Below are 20,794 nucleotides of genomic sequence, written 5' to 3' on the forward strand. Positions count from 1 at the left end.
AAATGGGAGGCAGTTCACACTACGTGCGGCGGGGGTTCTTTCGTCCTGCGGAATGTCCGCGAAGGTTAGCCCTCAGATCCTGCTACGACTACGTCCTCGGATTGTGGGGCTGAATGAAGGACGTGGCTGAGGGGGCCTTTTGCCCCTTTCGCTGTTTCGCGGCTTTGCCGCGAAAGTCGCGCTACTTTGGGGATGGATGGAGGATTTGGCTGTTGCCGCTTCTTATCCCTTTGCTTTTTCGCGGCTTTGCCGCGAAACGCGCAGCACCTTGGGAAATGCATTGATGCGTGGGCGGGGCTGGATTGCAGATTCAAATGGCTAGAGAGATATGGGCGCGAACGAGAAATCGTTATTGGGGTCATCCTTTTCCATAAACTCATCAAGACAAAACGTCATGTAGATTGGAACATACAGAACCTTGCCCTCTTTGCTGAGGTTCTCGTGGCTCAGTACAACGGCCTCGGGAATTTTGTACTCGCCCACACTCATCAGACGATCGAGGGCCGCGTGCGCTCGAACCTTCTTACCCGATTTGACCTCGATTGGGACAACATGCCCGTGGGCGCCTTCGATTACAAAGTCAACTTCACCGACCTCACGCGTTTGGTAGTACCATGCATCCGCCCCGAGGGCAACAAGTTCCTGCGCGACCACGTTCTCATAGAGACCACCAAGGTTGGGAGTTTTCATATCAAGATAGACGGCGCGTGCAGTGCTGCCGGGGTACCGCGATGCTAGCATGCCTGTATCAGACTCGTATAGTTTGAAGGCTGTCGTTTTCTCCGTCCTCTTGAGAGGACTCCGTGGCTCCGTCACCCTGGCGACCATCAATCCAACACCTGCGTTAACAAGCCACAGGAAATCCTGTTCATATTTTTTAAGGCGAGCTCCCTCACCCAGAGACGAAACAACAAAGCGATGGGACTCCGCCTCAAGCTGAACGGGAATTTGCTCAAAAATCGACCGAACGTTAAACGCTCGAGTCGATGCATATTTTGAGATATCGCTTTTGTACTGATCGACCAGCTGAGTTTGAAGCTCACGTGTGCTCACGAGCGAATAACCCGAATCAATATAGTTCTGAACGACCTCCGGCATGCCGCCGCAAATGATATATGCTCTATAGTTTTTGAGCATCGCCTCATGAATATAGTTTTCGACAGGATGCTTCTCGACAAGGCAGCTGCGAATACCGGCAAGCACATTCTCGCTGACGCTGTTTGCCCAACAAAACTCTTCAAAATCCATTGGGCGCATAACAATGTGCTCGACATACCCCACCGGAAAAGAAGAGATTCCCTTAAACTCAGTCCCAAGCATAGACCCCGAGAAGACATAGCTAAAGCGCCCATCCTCGACCAACGCCTTCATGAGTGTAACGATCTGCGGATACTCCTGAATCTCATCGACAAAGACAAGCGTGTTCCCCTCAACAAGCGGCGCATTCGCAAGAAGGGCTACGCGGTTGATGAAGTCAACGGAGTTCTTTGCGCCAATAAGCACATTCTTTGCCTCGACATTGAGTAGTAAATTGACCTCAAAATACGAAGCGTAGTTGCTTTTTCCGAACGCGCGAATCGCATAGCTCTTGCCGATCTGACGCGCACCAGTAACAAGTAATGCCTTATTGGAGGTATTCTTCCAGCTCAAAAGCTTATCAGTGACCTTACGGCGTAGCATAAAACCCCCAAATGACAAAAATTGGCAGATAGAATTGCCTGAAATCATACAAAAATTTGCGGATAATAGCGTGCGTAAATATACAAAAATTGGAAGATAGCAAAGGTCCGATAAGGTCTCAAAGCCACTGAAACAGCGCTCTACTTTGCGAAGGGGCTGGAGACGCTGCTGTGTGCGTCTCCAGCCCTCTGATTCTTACTTTTGGTTCCGCGATGGGACTTTGTTGGCCTTCCTGGTCGGTTTACCTTGTCTCGCCGCTCTCTGTGCGTAGGCGGTAGCCGTGGACGAGGTCGCTAATAGCCGGCCAGGGAATCTGGCGGTCGACCCAAAATTGGAGCTGGACCAGATAGCGCTCGGTGGCGCGTGTGAGGGCCGCGAACTGTTCGTGAGTCTCTACCTGGGCGTAGAGGTCGCGGCTGTGGGCGAGGATTGCCGTCGTGTCGTCCATTTTGCCGGTGACGTCGAAGGCGCCCGAGAACCAGTCGCACAGGCGCGCGGCACTGTTGTTGATTGTTGCGAGGTCGGCGGTGCCGTCGTTGGCGTTTTCGTTGGCCTGGGCACGCAAGAGGGAGAGGGCGTCGGCGGCGTTCATACAGTAGCCGACGGTGAAGTTCCAGACGGCGAATTCGCGGCCTGTGTCGAGCTTGCGGCGGCGCATGTAGTCGATATCGCGCGGTTCCTCGAGCATCATTTGGTCGGCGAGGGCCTCAAGTGCAGTGGTGTACTCGGCAAGGTCGAGTGTGAGCAGGGTGTTGATATCCATCATCTTGAGGCCTCCGTTTCGATCTCGACGATTTCGTTTTTAATGTACATGCCCTGGTTGTCCCAGACATTGCGGCAGGCGGCGGCAAAACGCTCGCGGTCGGCTTCGCAGATGCGGGCGAACATGCTGCAGGTGCCAAAGGGCTCGCACACGTCAAAGAAGATGCAAATTGACGACCAGCCACCATACCAGCTCACGGCGCCCGCCGGCTCGTGAAAGACGGGGTTCTCGATGTGCTCGTAATTGGCGATGGGGCCCGATACGGGATAGGTTACCTCGGCATCGCAGATCTTGGCCGAAAAGATACGTGACTCGACCGGACAGGACGATTCGAACAGCTTGCATGCCTCGGGAGCCTTGTCCCAGAGCATGTCGGCGAGAAACGTCTCGCCATTTAGCGTGATCTTGAGCATTTTTGTCATAGTAAGGACCTCCTCAATCCGTCGCTCAAGGGGTTCGCTGGCGGATAAGGAGAAGACAGCAGCGGGGTCGCCGAACCCAAACTTCACGACAGATCTCTGTCGCCCCAGCCCGTGCTGTTCCTCGCTAAAGTACCATGCCGCAATTGCGCGCGCAATATCAGTTTTTGAATTTCTGGAAGCGGCAATCGACGAGACGGCTCGCCGGCTACCGGCCGACGCGCGGTATGAACACTTGTCTATTCCTTAAGTTGGATGAAAAACGCCATGTTATTGCAGGGCTGCATACTCGTCCAATTAGTGCATAGAATCTCGTATAGTGCGAGTAAGATATTGCGCTGTCTGTTTTGTGTTTAGCAAAGATATAGTCTGCATAATCTGGTCTAATCCCTGCTCTATCAAAATAAAGTCGCACGTAAATAGCTTAGATATGCTTGAGCTGGGCATCTTTACGCTGAACGGGTAAAAACGACCGTTCACCGTTCAACTGTTTTCAAAATGAATAAAATGAGCGATAAAGAGAATATAAACCTTAATAAACTCGCGTATTGCACGGACGTGGGTTATTAATGGGATGTAGGCCTTTTACAGAAAGGATTCCAGCAATGTCTAAGCCTCTTGGCAAGCCCGATCGTATTGTCGTCGCCCTTGGCGGCAACGCCCTCGGCAACAACCCCGTCGAGCAGATCGAGGCCGTGAGCAACACCGCCCACGCACTCCTTGGTCTCATCGAGCAGGGTAACGAGATCATCATCACCCACGGCAACGGCCCGCAGGTCGGCATGATCCAGAATGCCTTCGCTGCCGCCCACGACGCCATCGGCACCCCCGAGATGCCGCTGCCCGAGTGCGGCGCCATGTCCCAGGGCTACATTGGTTATCACCTGCAGCAGGGCATCGGTCGCGAGATGCACAAGCGCTATAAGCGTTGGCACGCCGCCACCGTCGTCACCCAGATCGAGTGCGATCCGGATGATCCCGCGTTCAAGAACCCGACCAAGCCGATCGGCCCCTTCTACACCGAGGAGCAGGCCAAGGAGTTCATGGCCGAGGATCCCTCCAAGGTCTTCGTCGAGGATTCCGGCCGCGGCTGGCGCCGCGTCGTCGCCTCCCCCGATCCCAAGAAGATCGTCGAGGCCGACTCCATCCTCAACCTGCTCGACAACGAGTTCATCGTCATCGCCTGCGGTGGCGGCGGCATCCCCGTCGTCCGCGACTACGAGAACAAGGGTTGCTACAAGGGCGTTCCCGCCGTCATCGACAAGGACCTGGGCGGCGAGCTGCTGGCCGAGGACTGCGACGCCGACGTTCTGTTCCTGCTGACCGCCGTTGAGCATGTCGCCATCAACTTTGGCAAGCCCAACCAGGAGGAGCTCGAGGACCTCACCGCCGACGAGGCCGAGCGCCTGGCCGACGAGGGCCAGTTCGGTAAGGGTTCCATGGAGCCCAAGGTCCGTGCTGCCATCAAGTTCGCCCGTTCCCGCAAGGGCCGCACCTGCATTATCGGCGCCCTGGACAAGGCCGCCGAGACCATGGCCGGCCTCTCCGGTACCCGCATCCACGAGTAGTCTCTACTCTGTTGCCTCTCTTGTGGGCGCCAGGCAAAGCGCCCACAAACTAGCCTCTCTTCATGAGCCCCGCAGTCCGCTCCGACTGCGGGGCTTTTGCTATTCACCTAGTCATTGGGGACGTTCTCTAAAGGTCGCATCGATCAGCAGCGGGAAACTGTATCCCAGAATCGGCGTTCGAAATGGGATGCAGTTTCCCTATGGCCCTCAACCGGAAAATACATCCCGGAATTTGATCGAAAAGTGGCCCCCAGTTTCCCAAACAGGCCGTGCGCGGAAAGTGCATCCCGTAATCGAGCTCCAAAGTGGGAGACGTTTTCCATGCTGGCAGTTTCTGGCGGTGTGGGGCAGCCGGCATGGCCGCCCACGAGCGGCATCCGCAAGGGCCGTCCCCAACGACCAATCATTTAAGTCTGTCCCCAATGACTAGTAGTAGGCCCACATGGCTTCGACTTCGTTAAGGACTTCTACGACGCCCCAGCGGCGGGCGCTGCGGCTGGCCGAGTTGGGGTCGTAGACGCCAATCTGGTCGGCGCCGTCAATACCGTAAAGCACAATGTAGTGGCCCACGTTGGTAAAGGTGCCCGGCCGAACGGCGGCGATGACGGGCGCTCCCGAACGTAGCGCCTGAGTCATAGAGTCGCGATCGTTATGGAGCTGCGTCCCGTTAAGCCCCAGCTGCGCGGCGCCGCTCGTCATAAACGACCACTCGGTGGCACCGGTGGGGGCATAGTTGCCCGCCTCGGAAAGGGTGCACGTATCGACCGGCGTCATATCGGTGCGCCCCGTTTTAAAGATGTAGACCATGGTGAGGCACGTAGGCCCGCAGGCATTTTGGCGGATGGTGCCGCCGGCGTAAGGCAGCTCCGACCACGCAGGGTCGATCTGATAGATATGGGGCATCGTGCCGGCTTGCCATTGCGAGCGCGGGGTCGAAAAGGCGAAAGAATAACCGGGCGCGACGGGGGCCTTGAGCAGCTTGTCCTCGGCGGTGGGCTCGAGACCGGCCAAGCCGTGGGACATACAGGAGCTCATAAACACAAAGACCAGACAGGTGAGGATAGAGCACAGTGCGAGGCGAAGTCGACGAGCCGGCAGGGCGGGGGCATTCACGTGCGATGTCGAGCGGTAAGGCTTGCCGTTGCGTCCGCCTTGGGGATGCGAAAAGAAGCGGTTGATATGGATGCCGGGCTGACGTACGCCGTTGCGGCGCAGCTGCGGAACCTCGGCCTGACGCTGTCGAGTGCGCGCGCCCAAGCGGCTATCTTGCTGCGCGCTTGTGCCTATGCTCGGACGGCCACTCTGCCGTGTTCTGCTTGTCTGCTGCCGAGACGAAGGCCTGGGTTGCTCTTGAGGGCGTTGCGGATTGCTGCTCGTGGCACTTCTGGGCGTCGGCGTGGTACGGCCAGCAAGGCGAACGCTTTGTCGCCGTTGATCACCGTCGTTATATCCGTATGCCATTCGTACCGCCTTGTCTCATGTATAACCTGTCTATCCTACAAAAAAGATGTGCAACAAATGGGCCTGCGCGTCGAAAGCTCGGTAAACGGTACGAAAGGCGCAAAACACACGGCTTCAAAAACATCTCTCTATGCGTTCGATGAACGTACGCCCGTCGGGCGGGCGGCAGCAATGAGCGGCAAACCGTGCCGTTCGTCCCAAAAACGGCGCCGCTCGTTTTGCAGTTCTGCCTTCGGTCGAGCTACGAGTGGCGTTGCTGTGCCAAGGCCGTATCTTAAAGCCATGAAATAAAAAGTGCGCGGCAAAACAGGCCGTGCAAGGGGTGACGCCAAGGGGCGTCAGAAAGGAAAGGAGGGGAACAATGGCGGACAAGAACGCAGAAGTTGCAGTCGAGGATACCGGCGGCATGAAGAAAACGCTTTCGCTCTGGAACTTCTTCACCATCGGTTTCGGTGCCATCATCGGTACCGGTTGGGTTCTGCAGGTCGGCGACTGGATGGTCGTGGGCGGCGGTCCCGTTCCCGCTATGATCGCATTCCTCTTGGGTGCAATCTTCCTCGTGCCCGTCGGAGCTGTTTTCGGTGAGCTTACGGCTGCTATCCCCATCTCGGGCGGCATCGTCGAGTATGTCGATCGTAGCTTTGGCCGTACACTGAGCTACATCACCGGTTGGCTCCTGGCCCTGGGCAACGGCATCCTGTGCCCGTGGGAGGCCATTGCCATTTCGACTCTCGTGTCCGAGATGTTCGGTAGCCTGCCCGGTCTTGAGTGGCTGCGCGCCATCAAGCTCTACACCATCCTGGGCGCCGACGTTTACCTGTTCCCGACGCTGATCGCGCTCGGCTTTGCAGTTTACGTCATCTTCCTCAATTTCCGCGGTGCCAGCTCGGCCGCCAAGCTCCAAGCCTTCCTGACCAAGGCCCTGCTCTGCGGCATGCTACTCGCCATGGGCGTCTCGCTGTTCACCGGCTCGCCGAACAACGCCATGCCTGTGTTCTCCCAGGTCGCCGGTGCTGGCGGCGGTAAGGCCGCCACCGAGGGCACCAGCCTGTTCGCCGGTATCGTGTCGGTCCTGGTTCTGACCCCGTTCTTCTACGCCGGTTTCGACACCATTCCTCAGCAGGCTGAGGAAGCAGCCGAGGGCCTTAACTGGAACAAGTTCGGCAAGATCATCTCCCTGGCCCTGCTGGCCGCCGGCGGCTTCTACATGGTCTGCATTTACTCGTTCGGCACTATCCTTGACTGGCATGAGTTTGTTAAGAGCCCCGTTCCCGCGCTTGCCTGTCTTAAGGGCATCAACATGCTCCTGTACCTGGCCATGCTCGTCATCGCCACGCTTGGACCCATGGGCCCGATGAACTCCTTCTACGGCGCCACGAGCCGCATTATGCTCGCCATGGGCCGCAAGGGCCAGCTGCCCGAGAAGTTTGCCGAGGTCGATCCCAATTCCGGTGCTCCCAAGCTCGCCTGCGTCGTTCTGGCCATCATCACCGTCGTCGGTCCGTTCCTGGGCAAGAACATGCTCATCCCTCTGACCAATGTGTCGGCTCTCGCCTTCATCTTCTCCTGCGGCATGGTCGCTCTTGCCTGCCTGCGCATGCGCTTCACCGAGCCCGACCTACCTCGTCCCTACGAGGTGCCCGGCGGCAAGTTTGGCATCAGCCTCGCCATCGCTGCCTGCGCCATCATCATCGGCCTGCTCGTGATTCCGTTCTCTCCCGCCTCCCTCAACATGGTGGAGTGGAGCATCGTGATCGGCTGGTTGGCTATTGGCCTGGCTCTCATGGCTTTCACCAATTCCCGCAAAAAGTAACGCTGAGCCGGGGCGGATTGGGTGCGCGGTGCCCTCTCTCCCGCGTACCGAACCCGGCATCACTTGGGTAGCTTTGTGAGGCCTTAACCCAACACGGCCTCACCCACTATATGGATCCATAAGGAGGAACCATGTCCACTAAGTATGCAATCGTTGGCGGCAAGCTCATCGACGGTACCGGTGCCGAGCCGGTCGAGAACTCCCTCGTTCTCGTCGACGATAACGGCAAGATCGAGTACGCCGGTGTTATGCAGGACCTTCCCGAGGGCGTTGAGGTTATCGACGCCGCCGGCAAGACTGTCCTTCCCGGCCTGATCGACACCCACCTGCACTTCTCGGGCAACCTGACCGACGATGACACCGATTGGGTCATGCAGCCGCTCCTCGAGAAGCAGGCCGTCGCCGTCAAGCAGGCCTACGACTGCCTCACCCACGGCCTCACCACCGTCTGCGAGATCGGCCGCTTTGGTATCCAGATTCGCGACTGCATCGACAAGGGCGTCTTTAAGGGTCCGCGCGTTCTGGCCACCGGCCTCGGCTTCTGCCGTGTTGCCGGTCACGGTGACTCCCACCACTGCACCCAGGAGCTCAACAAGGAATCCCATCCCTGGGGCGACCAGGTCGACGGTCCTTGGGATCTGCGCAAGGCCGTCCGTCGTCGCCTGCGCGAGAACCCCGATGCCATCAAGATCTGGGCTACCGGTGGCGGCATCTGGCGTTGGGACTCCGGTCGCGACCAGCACTATTGCTCCGAGGAGATCCAGGCCGTGGTCGAAGAGGCCAAGATGGTCGGTATCCCCGTGTGGAGCCACTGCTACAACAACCACGCCGCCGCCTACGATTCCGTTCGCTTTGGCTGCGAGCAGCTGATTCACGGCTTCGATATCGATGAGCGCACCATGGACCTCATGGCCGAGCAGGGCACCTTCTTCACCCCGACGATCGCCTTCCTGCCCACCTGGTACGCCACCTATCCTCCCGTCTACGTCCCCGAGCTGCACGACAAGTACGAGGGTACCCTGGTCGAGAAGGAGCTGCAGCGCAACTATGACTGCCTGCGCGAGGCCAAGAAGCGCGGCGTCGTCATGACGATCGGCTCTGACTCCTTCTCCTTCGTCACCCCGTACGGCACCTGCTCCATCGAGGAGATGTACGAGTTCGTCGACAAGATCGGCTTCACCCCGGTCGAGACCATCACCTGCGCCACCCTCAACGGTGCCAAGATGTGCCACATCGAAGACGAGACCGGTTCCATCGAGGCCGGCAAGTGCGCCGACCTGCTGGTCGTCAACGGTGACGTCGCCGCCGACATCCACGTGCTCAACACCGACAACATGGACGTCATCATGAAGGACGGCTGGATTGTCGAGGCCGGCACCTTCGGCGAGCCAAACAAGTACAGCGCCTAAGCTACCGTTAGTCGATGGCTGGATGTAAAACACAGTTTTTGATTGCATAATGCAATGGAGAGGGTCGCTTGCGGCCCTCTTTATTGCTATCGGTGCTACGGACAAGAGGGGATGACGGTGGATCTCAATAGGCTGATTCTGGGCAAGAGTTACAACTCTACCAAGGTCTTTCGTACGGCCCAGCATGTGGTTCAGGCCATCCTACTCGGTGTTGTCGTTCCGGCGCTTATCTTGCTGCTTATCTGGGATTTAACCGATAATCCCAATCCCGTTCCAGGCGTTGTCGTTATTGCCGGCCTGGTCATGCTGTGCTTCTTCTTCTCGTATGTCTTTGTGGTCCCCGATGACCTCACATCGAGCGCAACCGACCGCACGCTCGCCATCGCATCAAAAATATTTGCCTACACGTCGCGCGGCCTTACGCCCGAAGCGGCCCTGGGTGCCTCTAAAATCATCCTGTCCGAGACCATCGCTTCTGCCATCTGCTTTACTGACGGCAGGCAGGTGCTGGCAAGCTGGGGCGAGGATTCGGCAAAGTGCCCTGCCGGAACCCCGGTAGTGCTCAAGACCACGCTCAACGTGATTGAGACGGGCGAGCAGAGCGTGTTTTCGCGTGATGCCTCCAATGAGACGGGCGGCTATTTTCCCCGCCTGCGTGCCGGTATTGTCGCGCCGCTTAGCGTGCGTGGTCATTGCGTGGGCACACTCGAGCTGTATTACCCCCGCCTGAGCAGCATCGATATGCGCCAGACGGCGCTTGCCTCGGGTTTTGCCGATCTCATTTCCACGCAGCTCGCCAGCTTTGAGCTCGAGCGCCAGGATGAGCTCACGGCCCGCGTTGAGCTCCGCGCTCTGCAGTCGCAGGTCGATCCGCATTTTCTATTCAATACCATTAGCACGATCGTTTCGCTCGTTCGAACCGAGCCCGACAAGGCGCGATCGCTGCTGATCGACTTTTCCAACTACTATCGTCAGACGCTTTCTGACTCCGATACGCTCACCACGCTCGAGCACGAGGTGGAACAGGGCACCCGTTATATCAATCTTATGCAGGCCCGGTATGGCGACGGCCGTCTGCGCGTTTCGGTCGACATCGACTTTGAGGTGCGCGACAGCCTGGTGCCGCCGTTTATCTTGCAGCCGCTGCTCGAAAACTGTATCAAGCATGCGCAGCGCGAGACCGAGCCGCTTTCCATTCGTGTTAGGGCTTTTGAGACCGATGACGGCTTGGAGATCATCGTCGAAGATGACGGCATCGGTATGAGCGAAGAAGTCTGCGCGCATCTGTTTGAGCAGCATCGCCGAGAGGAGCCCGAAAGCATTACCGCCGACGGCTCCGTCAAGCGAGGCTGCGGCCTGGCGCTCTTCAACGTGCTTCAGCGCATCCATTTCTTTTACGGAGAAGATTCTGGCATGCGTGTGAAGTCCCAGGAGGGCGTGGGAACGCAGGTCATCGTTGAGTTGAACGGCGAGCCGCATGAGCCGGCGCCGCTAACGGTGTAGCACGCGGTTGGATTGAGAGAAAAAAGAGGGGAAGCGCATATGTCCGAAGGCTGGAACATCTTGGTGGTTGATGACGAGCCTCCAATTAGGGCTGAGCTACGTTATCTGTTGGAAAAGGATGCGCGTGTGGGCCAGATTGCCGAGGCGGGCAATGTCACCGAAGCCGTGGAATCGATTCTGTCGAACAAGCCTGACGTGCTGTTTTTAGACATTACTATGCCCGGTCGCTCGGGAATTGAGCTTGCCGAGACGCTTCAGAACCTAAAGACACCGCCGGTCGTGGTGTTTGTGACGGCATTTGCCGAGTATGCGGCCGATGCCTATAACCTCGATGCCGTCGATTACATCGTAAAGCCGGTCGAGGATGCTCGCCTGTCAAAGGCGCTCGATAAGATCGAGACCGCCCTGGGCGCTCGCCGTGTCGTCCATGCTCCGCGCCAGCCTTTGCGCCTGACGGTGGATCGTGGGGGTAAAAAGGTGTTCATTCCCGTGGCGGATGTCTGCTACTTTGAGGCGCGCGCCGATTTTTGCAACGCCGTCTGCGCCGAGGGAACATATCTGATCAATGAGTCGATTTCATCGCTCGAGCGGCGCCTGGCCTCCGAGGGCTTTATCCGTGTCCACCGCAGCTATCTGGTCAATTTGGAAGACGTGCACAATGTCGAGATCGGTTCTACGGGCCTTATGGAACTCAGGCTCGATCGCGTAACCTCGACGGTGCCCGTGTCCCGTCGTCGCGCTGCCGAGGTTAAGGCGCGCCTGGGGCTTGTGTAGACGGTCCGCATGCCATCGTTTGCCGACGCGGGTTTGGCATGGCCGCGCGGTGGGCATAATGGGTGACATCGAATGAAATCGAAAGGATCATTATGCCTGCGCTTATTACGCATCATCTGTTTGGCGAGGAAAGCATCGATCGTCTGCCGCAGGGCGTCATTACGTCCGACGAGGAACGCATTGCCTTTATCCTGGGCAACCAGGGTCCCGACCCGTTTTTCTTCCACATCCTGACGCCGCGCGTTTCCGACTGCACGCTGCTGGCGCAGGCCATGCATCGCTCGCGCATGTCGCGCCAGTTCTCGTGCCTGCGCGACGGCGTGTCCCATCTGCTCCCGCGCGATGCCAACTTGGGCCGCGCCTTTGCGCTGGGCCTGCTGTCGCACTACGTGCTCGACCGTAATGCCCACCCCTTTGTCTACGAGCAGCAGTTTGGCATTGTCGAGTCCGATCCCGAGCTGGGGGATTCGGGCAGCCAGGTCCATGCGGTGCTCGAAAGTGACCTGGACGTGTTGATGCTGCAGCTCAAGCGCGACGGGGCCACGGTCGAGGACTATCCGCCGGCGGGCGAGATCGTCACCACCGACCGCATCAATCGCGTGGCCGGCGTGCTGATGAGCTATGTTGCCGGGCGTGTGTACGGTATCGATATCCCAGCGGGGGAGTACGGTGCCGCCGTTGCCGACATGCAGCTGCTCTATCGCGCCATTGAACCGGCGGGCTCGGTCAAGACGCGTGCAATCGCCCTGGTCGAGGGCCTAGTACACGACTACTCCCTGCTCGATGGCCTTGCTCACCGCGTGACGACCGAGCCGCCCGAGCGCACCGGCAATCTGGGCCATCTGACGTGGAAGAATCCCTTTACCGATGAGGTCTCGAACGAGAGCTTCCCCGAGGTCTTTGACCGCGCGCTGGTCGATTACGAGTGCACGGTCACCCGCTTTATCGAGACCGGCGATATGGAGGCCGTGACCAACCACGTCAATTACAGCGGTCGCGTACTCGGCGCTGACGAAGAGTTCGACCGCGAGGAGTAGGGTTCGTGCGTGTCCCTTTGCCGAATCCTTACCGGTGCCTCTGTGCAATTGGGGTACGATGAACTGACTGCATATCGGGCGAATACGAAGGGTCCCTGTCCATGAAATACACCAAGCTCGAGCGTAACTGGGTTATGTACGATGTGGGCAATTCGGCCCTCGTGTTGCTCAACACTTCGGTGGTGCCCATCTACTTTAACGCCATCAATACCGGTGCTTCCTCGGCCGACCTGGTGGTCGCTTGGGGTAGCGCGCAGACGATTGCCTCGCTGGTCATTGCCATGCTCATGCCCATTCTGGGCGCGCTTGCCGATTACGCCGGCAACAAGATCAAGTTCTTCTTGGGCTTCTTCCTCACGGGCTTGGTGCTTTGCCTGGCGCAGGCTATCCCAATGTCCGCCATGGCATTTTTGGCCGTGTACGTGCTGTGCACCATCGGCCTTAACTCTTCTATGACGTTCTATGACGCCATGCTGCCCGACATTACCACCGACGAGCGCATGGACGCCGTGTCCAGCTCGGGCTATGCCTGGGGCTACATCGGTTCCACCGTGCCGTTCATCATCTGCCTGGCGCTTATCATGGGTGGTCCCGCTCTTGGCGTCCCCACCATGCTGGCAACGCGTCTGTCGTTTGTCATCACTGGCGCCTGGTGGCTCATCTTTACCCTGCCGCTCATTCGCACCTATAAGCAAAAGTACGGTCGCGAGCGCGGTCCCGAGGACACCATCGGCCACATCGTGGGCGGCGTGTTCTCCGAGGTCGTACACACCATGCGCGAGATCGCCCACAACAAGACCGTGCTGGTCTACATGATCGCGTTCTTCTTCTACATCGACGGTGTACACACGGTCATTTCCATGGCAACCAGCTACGGTTCGGCTCTGGGCATCGACTCGACCCAGCTGGTACTGGCCCTGCTCGTTACACAGTTCGTGGCCTTTCCGTCCGCCATCATCTACGGCAAGCTCGCCGGACGCGTGGGCACGCTCAACATGATCCTGGTGGCGGTCGCCGCCTACATGGGCATTGTGCTGTTCGCCGCGTTTTTCCTCAAGACCGCCTTTGAATTCTGGGTGCTTGCCATTATGGTCGGCCTGTTCCAGGGTGGCGTGCAGGCACTCAGCCGTAGCTACTTTGGCCGCATCATCCCCAAGGAAAAGTCCAACGAGTACTACGGCTTCTTTGACATCTTTGGGCGCTATGCAAGCGTTATGGGCACCTTTCTGGTGTCGGTCGTCACCTCGCTGACTGGCAACCCGTCGCTGGGCGTTCTTTCCATTGCTGTGCTGCTGATCGTTGGCTTTATGCTGCTGGCCCGCCTGTCTCGCATGACTCGAGCGGCAGAGCATGCCGCATAGGAGCGAGCGGCTATTGTGCCTGTCCGCGGTACTCTTTTGGGGTTATCCGCAATAAACATTGCGACTTGCGAGCAATGATTTGCCCAAGTGGGTATGATGGAATCAGCTAGGTCGCGGGGCGTCGCCTGTGTTTGGCGGCGCCTCGTTTTTGTGTTGCAGGGAGGGAAGGCATGAACGCCACGGTTGTGATTCCAACATATTGGGCGGGCGATGATGCCCATGCAAACGCTCCCGGTGTCTATGACCACTCGACGAAGCTCAACGCCGCCAATCCCGAGCTCGATCGCTGTCTTGCTTCGCTCGAGCAGGTACGCGATATTCCGCGAATCATCCTTTTGGTGGTCTGTCCCATCTTGGCCACGGCGGATGTGTCGAAGCGCGTACGCGAAATCGTCGACGCGCACCCTACGCTCAAAGTTACCGTAGTCACCAATACCCAGGCATCGCGTATCGCCGACCGCGTAGCGCAGATTGCGCCCAAGGGTTCGGGAGAATGCGTGAGCCTGCGCGGCTATGGCGCCATCCGCAATATGGGACTTGCCTGTGCCGCCGTGCTGGGTCACGATGCCGTCATCTTTTTGGATGACGACGAGACTGTCATCGATGCCGACTTTATGAAACGCGCGACTTACGCGTTGGGGCAGCAGACGCGTCAGGGCCTGCCGATCTTGGTTAAGAGCGGCTACTTTTACGATCGAGACGGATCGCCGCTGGCCCCCACGGACAAGGTGGGCATCTGCCACCGTTGGTGGACCAAGCGTATTGAGTTCAATCGCTGGATGAAAAAGGCGCTCTCGGGTACCCGTATTTCGCGTTCAAACTATGTGTGCGGCGGCCTTATGGCCCTCCATGCCCGCGCCTTTACCCGCGTGGCATTTGACCCGTTTATCACTCGTGGCGAGGACCTGGACTACCTCTTTAATATGCGCATATTTGGCTACGACGTATGGTTTGATAACGAGTGGACCGTGCGCCATCTGCCGCCCGAGTCCGAGAAACGCTCGCCGCGCTTTATGCAGGACGTGTACCGTTGGTACTACGAACGTGCCAAGCTAACGTTTGCCGCGCATCAGAAAGAGCTCATTCCCGTTACAGCCGCGTCTCTCATGCCCTATCCGGGCCCGTGGATTTCGCGCGAGCTTGACGATCGCGTGCGTAAGACTGCCATGGTCCGCAGCATTTTTACCCGCGAGCACGAGGGATACCTACGCATTTGGCGCCACGGTATTGACGAGGCCAGGACCTACGCACGCCAAAACGCCGCAAGCTACCTGCGTTTCCAGAGCTTCTGGCCCAAGATTATGGATGGGCTCTGGCGTGACGCCCAGCTGACCAGCATCCTGGAGGGGACTGAATGATCGACCGCCGCGCCCAGCGCGATAGTTCAATGTCAATCTTTCGCATCATTGCCGTATCCTGCGCCATTTGTGTGCTGGTGTACTTTGTTTTTGCCCTGGCGACTGGAATCGATCCAATCGCGACCGTGGTCGCCTGTACGCTGCTATGCATCTTCCTGTGTATCTTTTTCTTTTTGACGCTCAATCCCGATTCGGTTCGCTCGCAGTACACCGAGGAGACGCTCTCGGTGGCCTCGGCCATGCTCGAGGACATTAAAGGCGGTCTGACGCAGGAGTCAGCACGTCTGGTGTGCCAGCGCATTTTGCCCGAGACACGCGCCATGACAGTTGCCGTTACCGACGAGAGCAACGTACTGGCCTGCGCGGGCGAGTTTGAGGAAAAGCTGCTGCCCAATTCTCCCATTCATACGCTCGCCACGCGCTACGTCATCGAACACGGTATCGTCCAGTCGTTCAACCGTGTGGTGGACGTGGTGGGTTCGGATGGCTCACACAACCAGGTCCCCGCTGGCATCATCGCACCCATCAAGGTGGGCGACCGCACCGTCGGCACGCTCAAGTTCTATTACAAGACCCCGCGTGCCGTCGACCGTACCCAGTATGCGCTCGCCTCGGGTTTTGCCGAAATCCTGTCCACGCAGCTCGCCATTCACGAGCTCGAGGTGCAAAAGGAGCTCACGGCCCGTGCCGAGGTGCGTGCCCTGCAGGCGCAGATTAACCCGCACTTCCTGTTCAACACGCTCAACACCATCGCATCGTTTACGCGTACCGACCCGCTGCGCGCCCGCGAGCTGCTGCGCGAGTTCTCCTCGTTCTATCGCGCAACGCTCGACAATTCGGGCTCGCTCATTCCCGTGTCGCGCGAGGTCGCACAGACCAAGCGCTACCTGACGTTTGAGAAGGCGCGCTTTGGCGAGGATCGCGTGCTGGCGACCTTTGACGTGTCCGAGGACGTCGAGGACACGCTGGTTCCGGCATTTGTGATCCAACCGATTGTCGAGAACGCCGTGCGTCACGGCATGGGTGATGCCAGTGCGCTGAAGATTGACGTGACGGTGCGCAGGGATGGTGACGATGCGATTTTGATTTCGGTGGCCGATGACGGTGTGGGCATGGACGAGGGCATCGCTGCCAGACTGTTTGACGAGCGCTCTGCCCGTCCCGACGCCAGCTCCCCGCAGGGTGGCGGCGCCGGCGTTGCCATGCACAATATTTCGGAGCGCATTCATCGCTTTTATGGGCCGCACTCCTATACGCGCGTCGAATCGGCGCCGGGTAAGGGCGCTAAAGTGCTCCTACATCTCGATTTGTCGGAGAGCATCTTCGACATTCAAGAGTAGAATAATTGGTCACGGGCTTAACGCCGGTTGGCGTATGCCCGATGTAGTTTGTTGACGAAAGGTTTTATCCCCATGCTGCGTGCGATGATTGTGGATGATGAGGCCCCGGCCCGTTCGGAACTTCGCTTCTTGCTCGAGCAGACGGGCAAGATCGGCACGATCACAGAAGCGTCGAGCGTTCGCTCCGCCATCGAGATGCTTATGGAGAGTCGCGTTGATGTCGTATTCCTCGATATTTCGATGCCTGGCGCTTCGGGTCTGCAACTTGCCGAGGCGCTGCATAAGCTTAAGAATCCGCCGGCGATCGTGTTTGTGACCGCGTACAGCGATCATGCGGTTGAGGCGTTTGATGTGGATGCCGTCGACTATCTGATGAAGCCGGTAGAGGAAGCCCGCCTGGATCGTGCAATCGAGAAGGTCATGCAGCGCACGAAGCCCGTTGCGGACAGCAAGGTGACCATCGAGCGCATCCCGGTGGAGAAGGGCGGCCGCAAGGTGCTCATCCCCGTGGACGACATTCGCTTCATTATGGCCAAGGACGATTACTCCTGTATCTATACCGTCGACGACCGTTTTTTGTCGACGACCTCGCTGGCACAGTTCGAGGCCAAGCTCTGTGATTTTGGCTTCTTCCGCGTTCACCGCCGCTATATCGTTAACCTGGCGTGTGTTACCGACGTCGAGACGGTCCCCTCGGGCGCTATCCAGCTGGGCATTACGGGCGTCGACGAACGCGTACCGGTTTCGCGCCGTCGCGTCGTACCGCTCAAGAAGGCCCTGAGCCTCTAGCACACCGGCCCCGCAGCCCTGTAGACCAAAATCGTCTGCGGAGCCGCGGGGCTTTTGTATGAATGCACCAAATCGTTTTGCGAAAGGGATCCCATGAACAGTGCAAGCGCCAAGCGTATCGACATCATCTCGGACACCCACGGTTATCTGTCGCCCGCGCTTTTAGATGAGTTGAGCGGCGCGGACCTGATTATCCATGCCGGCGATCTTACGTCGGAGATGGACTACGAACATCTGCGAACCATTGCCCCCGTGCGAGCGGTTCTGGGCAATAACGACTACTACTGTGATTACGGCCCCGAAGTGGACCGTCTGGCGCTCTTTAGCTACGAGGGCCTTAAGTTTGCCGTAGCCCACTACCGCGAAGACCTCCCGGTGGGATCCGTGGACGTAGCCATCAACGGTCACACTCACGTAACCAAAGAGGCCCAGGTGGGCCGCTGCTTGGTCCTCAACCCCGGTAGTGCTAGCTACCCCAGAGGCACCCGAGGCCCCACCATGGCCAGAATGCTCGTCAAAGACGGCAAGATTCTCAGCACCAAATTTATTGACCTAGAGTAAACGCAACAAAAACGGGGGATGCAGATTGCATCCCCCGTTTTTCTTTGAGCCAAAGGCCGAGCTTCAACAAGAACAATCAGACCAACCCCGCCGAGGAGCACGCGGGCTAGCCGCGCAGCGGCGCACGCCCGCAAAACTGGTTGAACATAGTGACGGCAGGGAGGGTCTCCGGGGCCGGCTGGCGCGGGTTAAGTTTGTCGCGAGTTCCGCAGGCAAAGGAAAGCACTTAATGTGCTTTCCGTCTTGCGCAGGACTGTAGAGCAGCAAACTTAACCCGCGCCAGCCGGCCCCGGAGACCCTCCCGGAGGGACCCAAAAAATATTTTCAAAAAAGTTGTTGCGCGGCGAACAGACTTCTGTGTATACTAATCCCCGCAGCGCACGCGAGCGGAAACAAACGCGAACGACTGCCTGGGGAGTTAGCTCAGTTTGGTTAGAGCGCCGGCCTGTCACGTCGGAGGTCGCGGGTTCGAGCCCCGTACTTCCCGCCAACGCAATTAAAGCCACGTCTTCGGACGTGGCTTTTTGCGTTTAATAGGACAACCGCTCGGCCGTCCCTTTCATTCAGCTCCTTGCTTCCGAGATGCGGAAATGAATTAAGTATATCGGTTTAAACAAGGGGGGTTTGTTGCGCAACACTCGTTCAATGAAACAGGGGGTTAGGTTATACTAAATTCCACTGCAGGCCTAATCTGATGCAATTTGCTTTGGATTCGACCTTCAGCGGACATCTAATTCACTATTTGGTTGTCCCGGCGGTTATTTAGCGTCTCGACGTAAGCTCGGCCCCGGAGCCCGTTCGAGCTGTTCGTATTCCTTGAAAGGGGAAACATGGACATATCGAGGAAGACTGATTATGCCCTCCGCATGCTTGCGATGCTTGCCGAGGAGCCGGAGCGGTTGCTTTCTGTTCGCACTGCTGCCGAAGAGGTCAATGTTCCGTATTCGTTTGCCCGTTCGATCCAACACGGTTTGGTTCAGGCCGGTATTGTGGAGAGCCTGCGTGGCGTCCACGGCGGTATGCGTCTTAAGGTCAACCCGAGCGAGGTCACTATCCGTCAGGTCGTCGAGGCCGTTCAGGGCCCTATGGTTATGAATGATTGCACGGCACTCGATGGCGACTGTGCACGCAGGGGCACGTGCTGCTATCATCCCCTGTGGGCTGGGGCCCAGGCGCTGATGCGTGACTACCTCGATTCCGTTTCGCTGGACGATGTCGTCGCTCGCCGCCAGTTCCCCGCCGTCGATCCCAAGTTCGCCGACCGCGACGCCTTTCCCGAGTATGCCGTTTGCGCGTGTGCTTGCCGGGAGGAGTAGCGCCGCATAAGGAGTATAGCTATGATTCAGGACCCCTTTCGTTCGATGATTCGTTCGGAAGGGGTTCTGCGTTATCGCGACCTTCCGTGGCGCCGCACGCGCGACCCGTACATCATCTGGCTTTCCGAGGTCATGCTGCAGCAGACGCAGGTTCCACGCGTAGAGACGCGCATGCCGGCATGGCTCGACCGCTTTCCGACCGTGCATTCTCTCGCCCAGGCCGCTCCTTCTGATGTTTTGGACGCTTGGCAGGGCATGGGCTACAACCGCCGTGCTTTGGCGCTCCATAAGGCCGCGCAGCGACTCGTGGAGGACTGGGATGGGGAGTTTCCGCGTGATACACGCGACCTGGTCGCGCTGCCCGGTATTGGGCCCGCAACGGCGCAGGGCATTCGGTCGTTTGCGTTTGATCTTCCGGGAGTGTACCTGGAGACCAATGTGCGCACGGTCTTTCTGCATCACTTTTTTCCTGACGTTCCGTCTGTTCCCGACCGCGAGCTGGTGCCGTTGATCCAGGCGGCCTGCCCGGCGGCGCCCGGTGCGGCGGCGGATGAGGTCGCTCCCTTTGCCGTGCCGCTCGACGATGCCGATACGCCGCGCGCGTGGTATTACGCGCTGCTGGATTACGGCGCGTATCTTAAAAAGACGCTGCCCAATCCGTCTAGGCGCTCGGCGGGCTACAGCCGCCAGTCCAAGTTTGAGGGCTCGCGTCGGCAAAAGCGTGCCCATATCGTGCGCATGCTGCTTGCAGCTCGCGACGGACAGCCGGCGGGCATAACGCTTGTTGAAGCTGTTGCAGGCGTTAACAAGATGGAGGCCGCAGCGGGTCGCGAACCGGTTGGTTGCGATTTTATTGCGGGCATTCTTGCCGACCTGGAGCGCGAAGGCTTTTGTCGTGCCGAAGGCGAGCGCTGGCTGAGTGTGTGATGACGCGAATTTGCAGAACAGGATAGTAAGGTTTAGATTCTCGGCATGAGGGTATCCTAAAGGCAATGCCGCTCAAAGTCTATGGGCGGCGCGTATTGAAGGGAAGTACACCTATGGATTTTGAGAATTCTCAAACCAAGAAGAACCTCGAGACCGCTTTTGCCGGTGAGTCCCAGGCGCACACCAAGTATCGTTACTATGCATCCAAGGCCAAAAAGGACGGCTACGTTCAGATTTCGAATATCTTTGCAGAGACGGCGGGCAACGAGTCCGAGCATGCCAAGCTGTGGTTTAAGTACCTGCACGACGGTGCTGTTCCGGATACGCTGGACAACCTGCGCGATGCCGCCGCGGGCGAGAACTACGAGTGGACCACGATGTATGACGAGTTCGCCAAGACCGCCGAAGAGGAGGGTTTTGCCGAGATCGCCGCGAAGTTCCGTGGCGTTGGCGCTGTCGAGAAGGCTCACGAGGAGCGCTATAACAAGCTCGTCGAGCGCATTGAATCGGGCGAGGTGTTTGAGCGCGAGGGCGTAAAGGTGTGGAAGTGCCTGAACTGCGGGCACCTGCATGTTGGTGCCAAGGCGCCCGAGGTGTGCCCGGTTTGCAACCATCCCAAGGCGTACTTTGAGGAGCAGGTGGTGAACTACTAGCGCGTGGCGCTGGCTGCTGCGGAGCGCAGGGCGGGGAAATACCTTTGCCTCTCGCTCACGGC

At 58.4% G+C, this 20,794-nt stretch carries 19 protein-coding genes and 1 tRNA gene; 16 read left to right on the forward strand and 4 right to left on the reverse strand.

The annotated features are described in order from the left end of the window. Positions 1-139: 139 nt before the first annotated feature. Positions 140-322, forward strand: a complete 183-nt coding sequence (locus ACQRAP_RS07210; RefSeq protein WP_427729279.1) for a hypothetical protein — start codon at positions 140-142, stop codon at positions 320-322. On the opposite strand, the gene ACQRAP_RS07215 is transcribed toward ACQRAP_RS07210, so the two are convergent. The 3 genes from ACQRAP_RS07215 to ACQRAP_RS07225 all read right to left on the reverse strand — a co-directional run bounded on the left by ACQRAP_RS07215 (position 319) and on the right by ACQRAP_RS07225 (position 2,865). Continuing rightward, positions 319-1,680, reverse strand: a complete 1,362-nt coding sequence (locus tag ACQRAP_RS07215) for an ATP-binding protein (RefSeq protein ID WP_427795251.1) — start codon at positions 1,678-1,680, stop codon at positions 319-321. The two genes, ACQRAP_RS07210 and ACQRAP_RS07215, sit on opposite strands and share 4 nt — an antisense overlap. Before the next feature lie 241 nt (positions 1,681-1,921). Continuing rightward, positions 1,922-2,446, reverse strand: a complete 525-nt coding sequence (locus ACQRAP_RS07220) for a hypothetical protein (protein ID WP_055310074.1) — start codon at positions 2,444-2,446, stop codon at positions 1,922-1,924. Next, complete coding sequence (locus ACQRAP_RS07225; RefSeq protein WP_427719521.1) at positions 2,443-2,865, reverse strand: hypothetical protein; 423 nt, start codon at positions 2,863-2,865, stop codon at positions 2,443-2,445. The genes ACQRAP_RS07220 and ACQRAP_RS07225 overlap by 4 nt, the downstream gene beginning before the upstream one ends. Before the next feature lie 602 nt (positions 2,866-3,467). On the opposite strand from ACQRAP_RS07225, the gene arcC reads away from it, so the two are divergent. Next, the gene (gene arcC, locus ACQRAP_RS07230; protein WP_006235166.1) at positions 3,468-4,430 is read left to right on the forward strand and encodes a carbamate kinase; all 963 of its coding nucleotides are present in this window, start codon (positions 3,468-3,470) and stop codon (positions 4,428-4,430) included. Between the two features lie 426 nt (positions 4,431-4,856). On the opposite strand, the gene ACQRAP_RS07235 is transcribed toward arcC, so the two are convergent. Continuing rightward, positions 4,857-5,687 (reverse strand): C39 family peptidase, encoded by an 831-nt coding sequence (locus tag ACQRAP_RS07235; protein ID WP_427728886.1) that lies wholly within the window; start codon positions 5,685-5,687, stop codon positions 4,857-4,859. Between the two features lie 565 nt (positions 5,688-6,252). On the opposite strand from ACQRAP_RS07235, the gene ACQRAP_RS07240 reads away from it, so the two are divergent. The 14 genes from ACQRAP_RS07240 to rbr all read left to right on the forward strand — a co-directional run bounded on the left by ACQRAP_RS07240 (position 6,253) and on the right by rbr (position 20,732). Further along, entirely contained in the window at positions 6,253-7,704 is a 1,452-nt protein-coding gene (locus ACQRAP_RS07240; protein ID WP_427728889.1) for an APC family permease, read from the forward strand. Between the two features lie 131 nt (positions 7,705-7,835). Then, positions 7,836-9,113: a metal-dependent hydrolase family protein gene (locus ACQRAP_RS07245; RefSeq protein WP_154518625.1), complete on the forward strand. Its 1,278-nt coding sequence runs from the start codon at positions 7,836-7,838 to the stop codon at positions 9,111-9,113. A gap of 117 nt (positions 9,114-9,230) precedes the next feature. Next, positions 9,231-10,616: a sensor histidine kinase gene (locus tag ACQRAP_RS07250; protein ID WP_427728891.1), complete on the forward strand. Its 1,386-nt coding sequence runs from the start codon at positions 9,231-9,233 to the stop codon at positions 10,614-10,616. Positions 10,617-10,655: 39 nt separating this feature from the next. Continuing rightward, the gene (locus tag ACQRAP_RS07255; protein WP_154518631.1) at positions 10,656-11,390 is read left to right on the forward strand and encodes a LytR/AlgR family response regulator transcription factor; all 735 of its coding nucleotides are present in this window, start codon (positions 10,656-10,658) and stop codon (positions 11,388-11,390) included. A gap of 92 nt (positions 11,391-11,482) precedes the next feature. Beyond that, positions 11,483-12,427: a zinc dependent phospholipase C family protein gene (locus ACQRAP_RS07260; protein ID WP_427747822.1), complete on the forward strand. Its 945-nt coding sequence runs from the start codon at positions 11,483-11,485 to the stop codon at positions 12,425-12,427. A 101-nt stretch (positions 12,428-12,528) separates the two neighbouring features. Continuing rightward, the gene (locus ACQRAP_RS07265; protein WP_427795252.1) at positions 12,529-13,788 is read left to right on the forward strand and encodes an MFS transporter; all 1,260 of its coding nucleotides are present in this window, start codon (positions 12,529-12,531) and stop codon (positions 13,786-13,788) included. A gap of 170 nt (positions 13,789-13,958) precedes the next feature. Further along, the gene (locus tag ACQRAP_RS07270) at positions 13,959-15,146 is read left to right on the forward strand and encodes a glycosyltransferase (protein ID WP_427795254.1); all 1,188 of its coding nucleotides are present in this window, start codon (positions 13,959-13,961) and stop codon (positions 15,144-15,146) included. After that, positions 15,143-16,486, forward strand: coding sequence for a histidine kinase (locus ACQRAP_RS07275; RefSeq protein WP_154518643.1), 1,344 nt, complete (start codon positions 15,143-15,145; stop codon positions 16,484-16,486). The genes ACQRAP_RS07270 and ACQRAP_RS07275 overlap by 4 nt, the downstream gene beginning before the upstream one ends. Before the next feature lie 72 nt (positions 16,487-16,558). Further along, complete coding sequence (locus tag ACQRAP_RS07280; RefSeq protein ID WP_154518646.1) at positions 16,559-17,275, forward strand: LytR/AlgR family response regulator transcription factor; 717 nt, start codon at positions 16,559-16,561, stop codon at positions 17,273-17,275. Positions 17,276-17,368: 93 nt separating this feature from the next. Then, complete coding sequence (locus ACQRAP_RS07285; RefSeq protein ID WP_427795256.1) at positions 17,369-17,836, forward strand: metallophosphoesterase family protein; 468 nt, start codon at positions 17,369-17,371, stop codon at positions 17,834-17,836. Positions 17,837-18,248: 412 nt separating this feature from the next. Next, positions 18,249-18,326: transfer RNA gene (locus tag ACQRAP_RS07290), tRNA-Asp, on the forward strand. A gap of 340 nt (positions 18,327-18,666) precedes the next feature. Then, positions 18,667-19,152: an RrF2 family transcriptional regulator gene (locus ACQRAP_RS07295; RefSeq protein WP_154518481.1), complete on the forward strand. Its 486-nt coding sequence runs from the start codon at positions 18,667-18,669 to the stop codon at positions 19,150-19,152. Between the two features lie 21 nt (positions 19,153-19,173). Then, complete coding sequence (locus ACQRAP_RS07300) at positions 19,174-20,079, forward strand: adenine glycosylase (protein ID WP_427719505.1); 906 nt, start codon at positions 19,174-19,176, stop codon at positions 20,077-20,079. 113 nt (positions 20,080-20,192) lie between these two features. Beyond that, the gene (gene rbr, locus ACQRAP_RS07305; RefSeq protein ID WP_154518486.1) at positions 20,193-20,732 is read left to right on the forward strand and encodes a rubrerythrin; all 540 of its coding nucleotides are present in this window, start codon (positions 20,193-20,195) and stop codon (positions 20,730-20,732) included. Positions 20,733-20,794: the final 62 nt, after the last annotated feature.

Source organism: Collinsella sp. SGI.180, assembly GCF_050313455.1.
GTDB lineage: Bacteria > Actinomycetota > Coriobacteriia > Coriobacteriales > Coriobacteriaceae > Collinsella.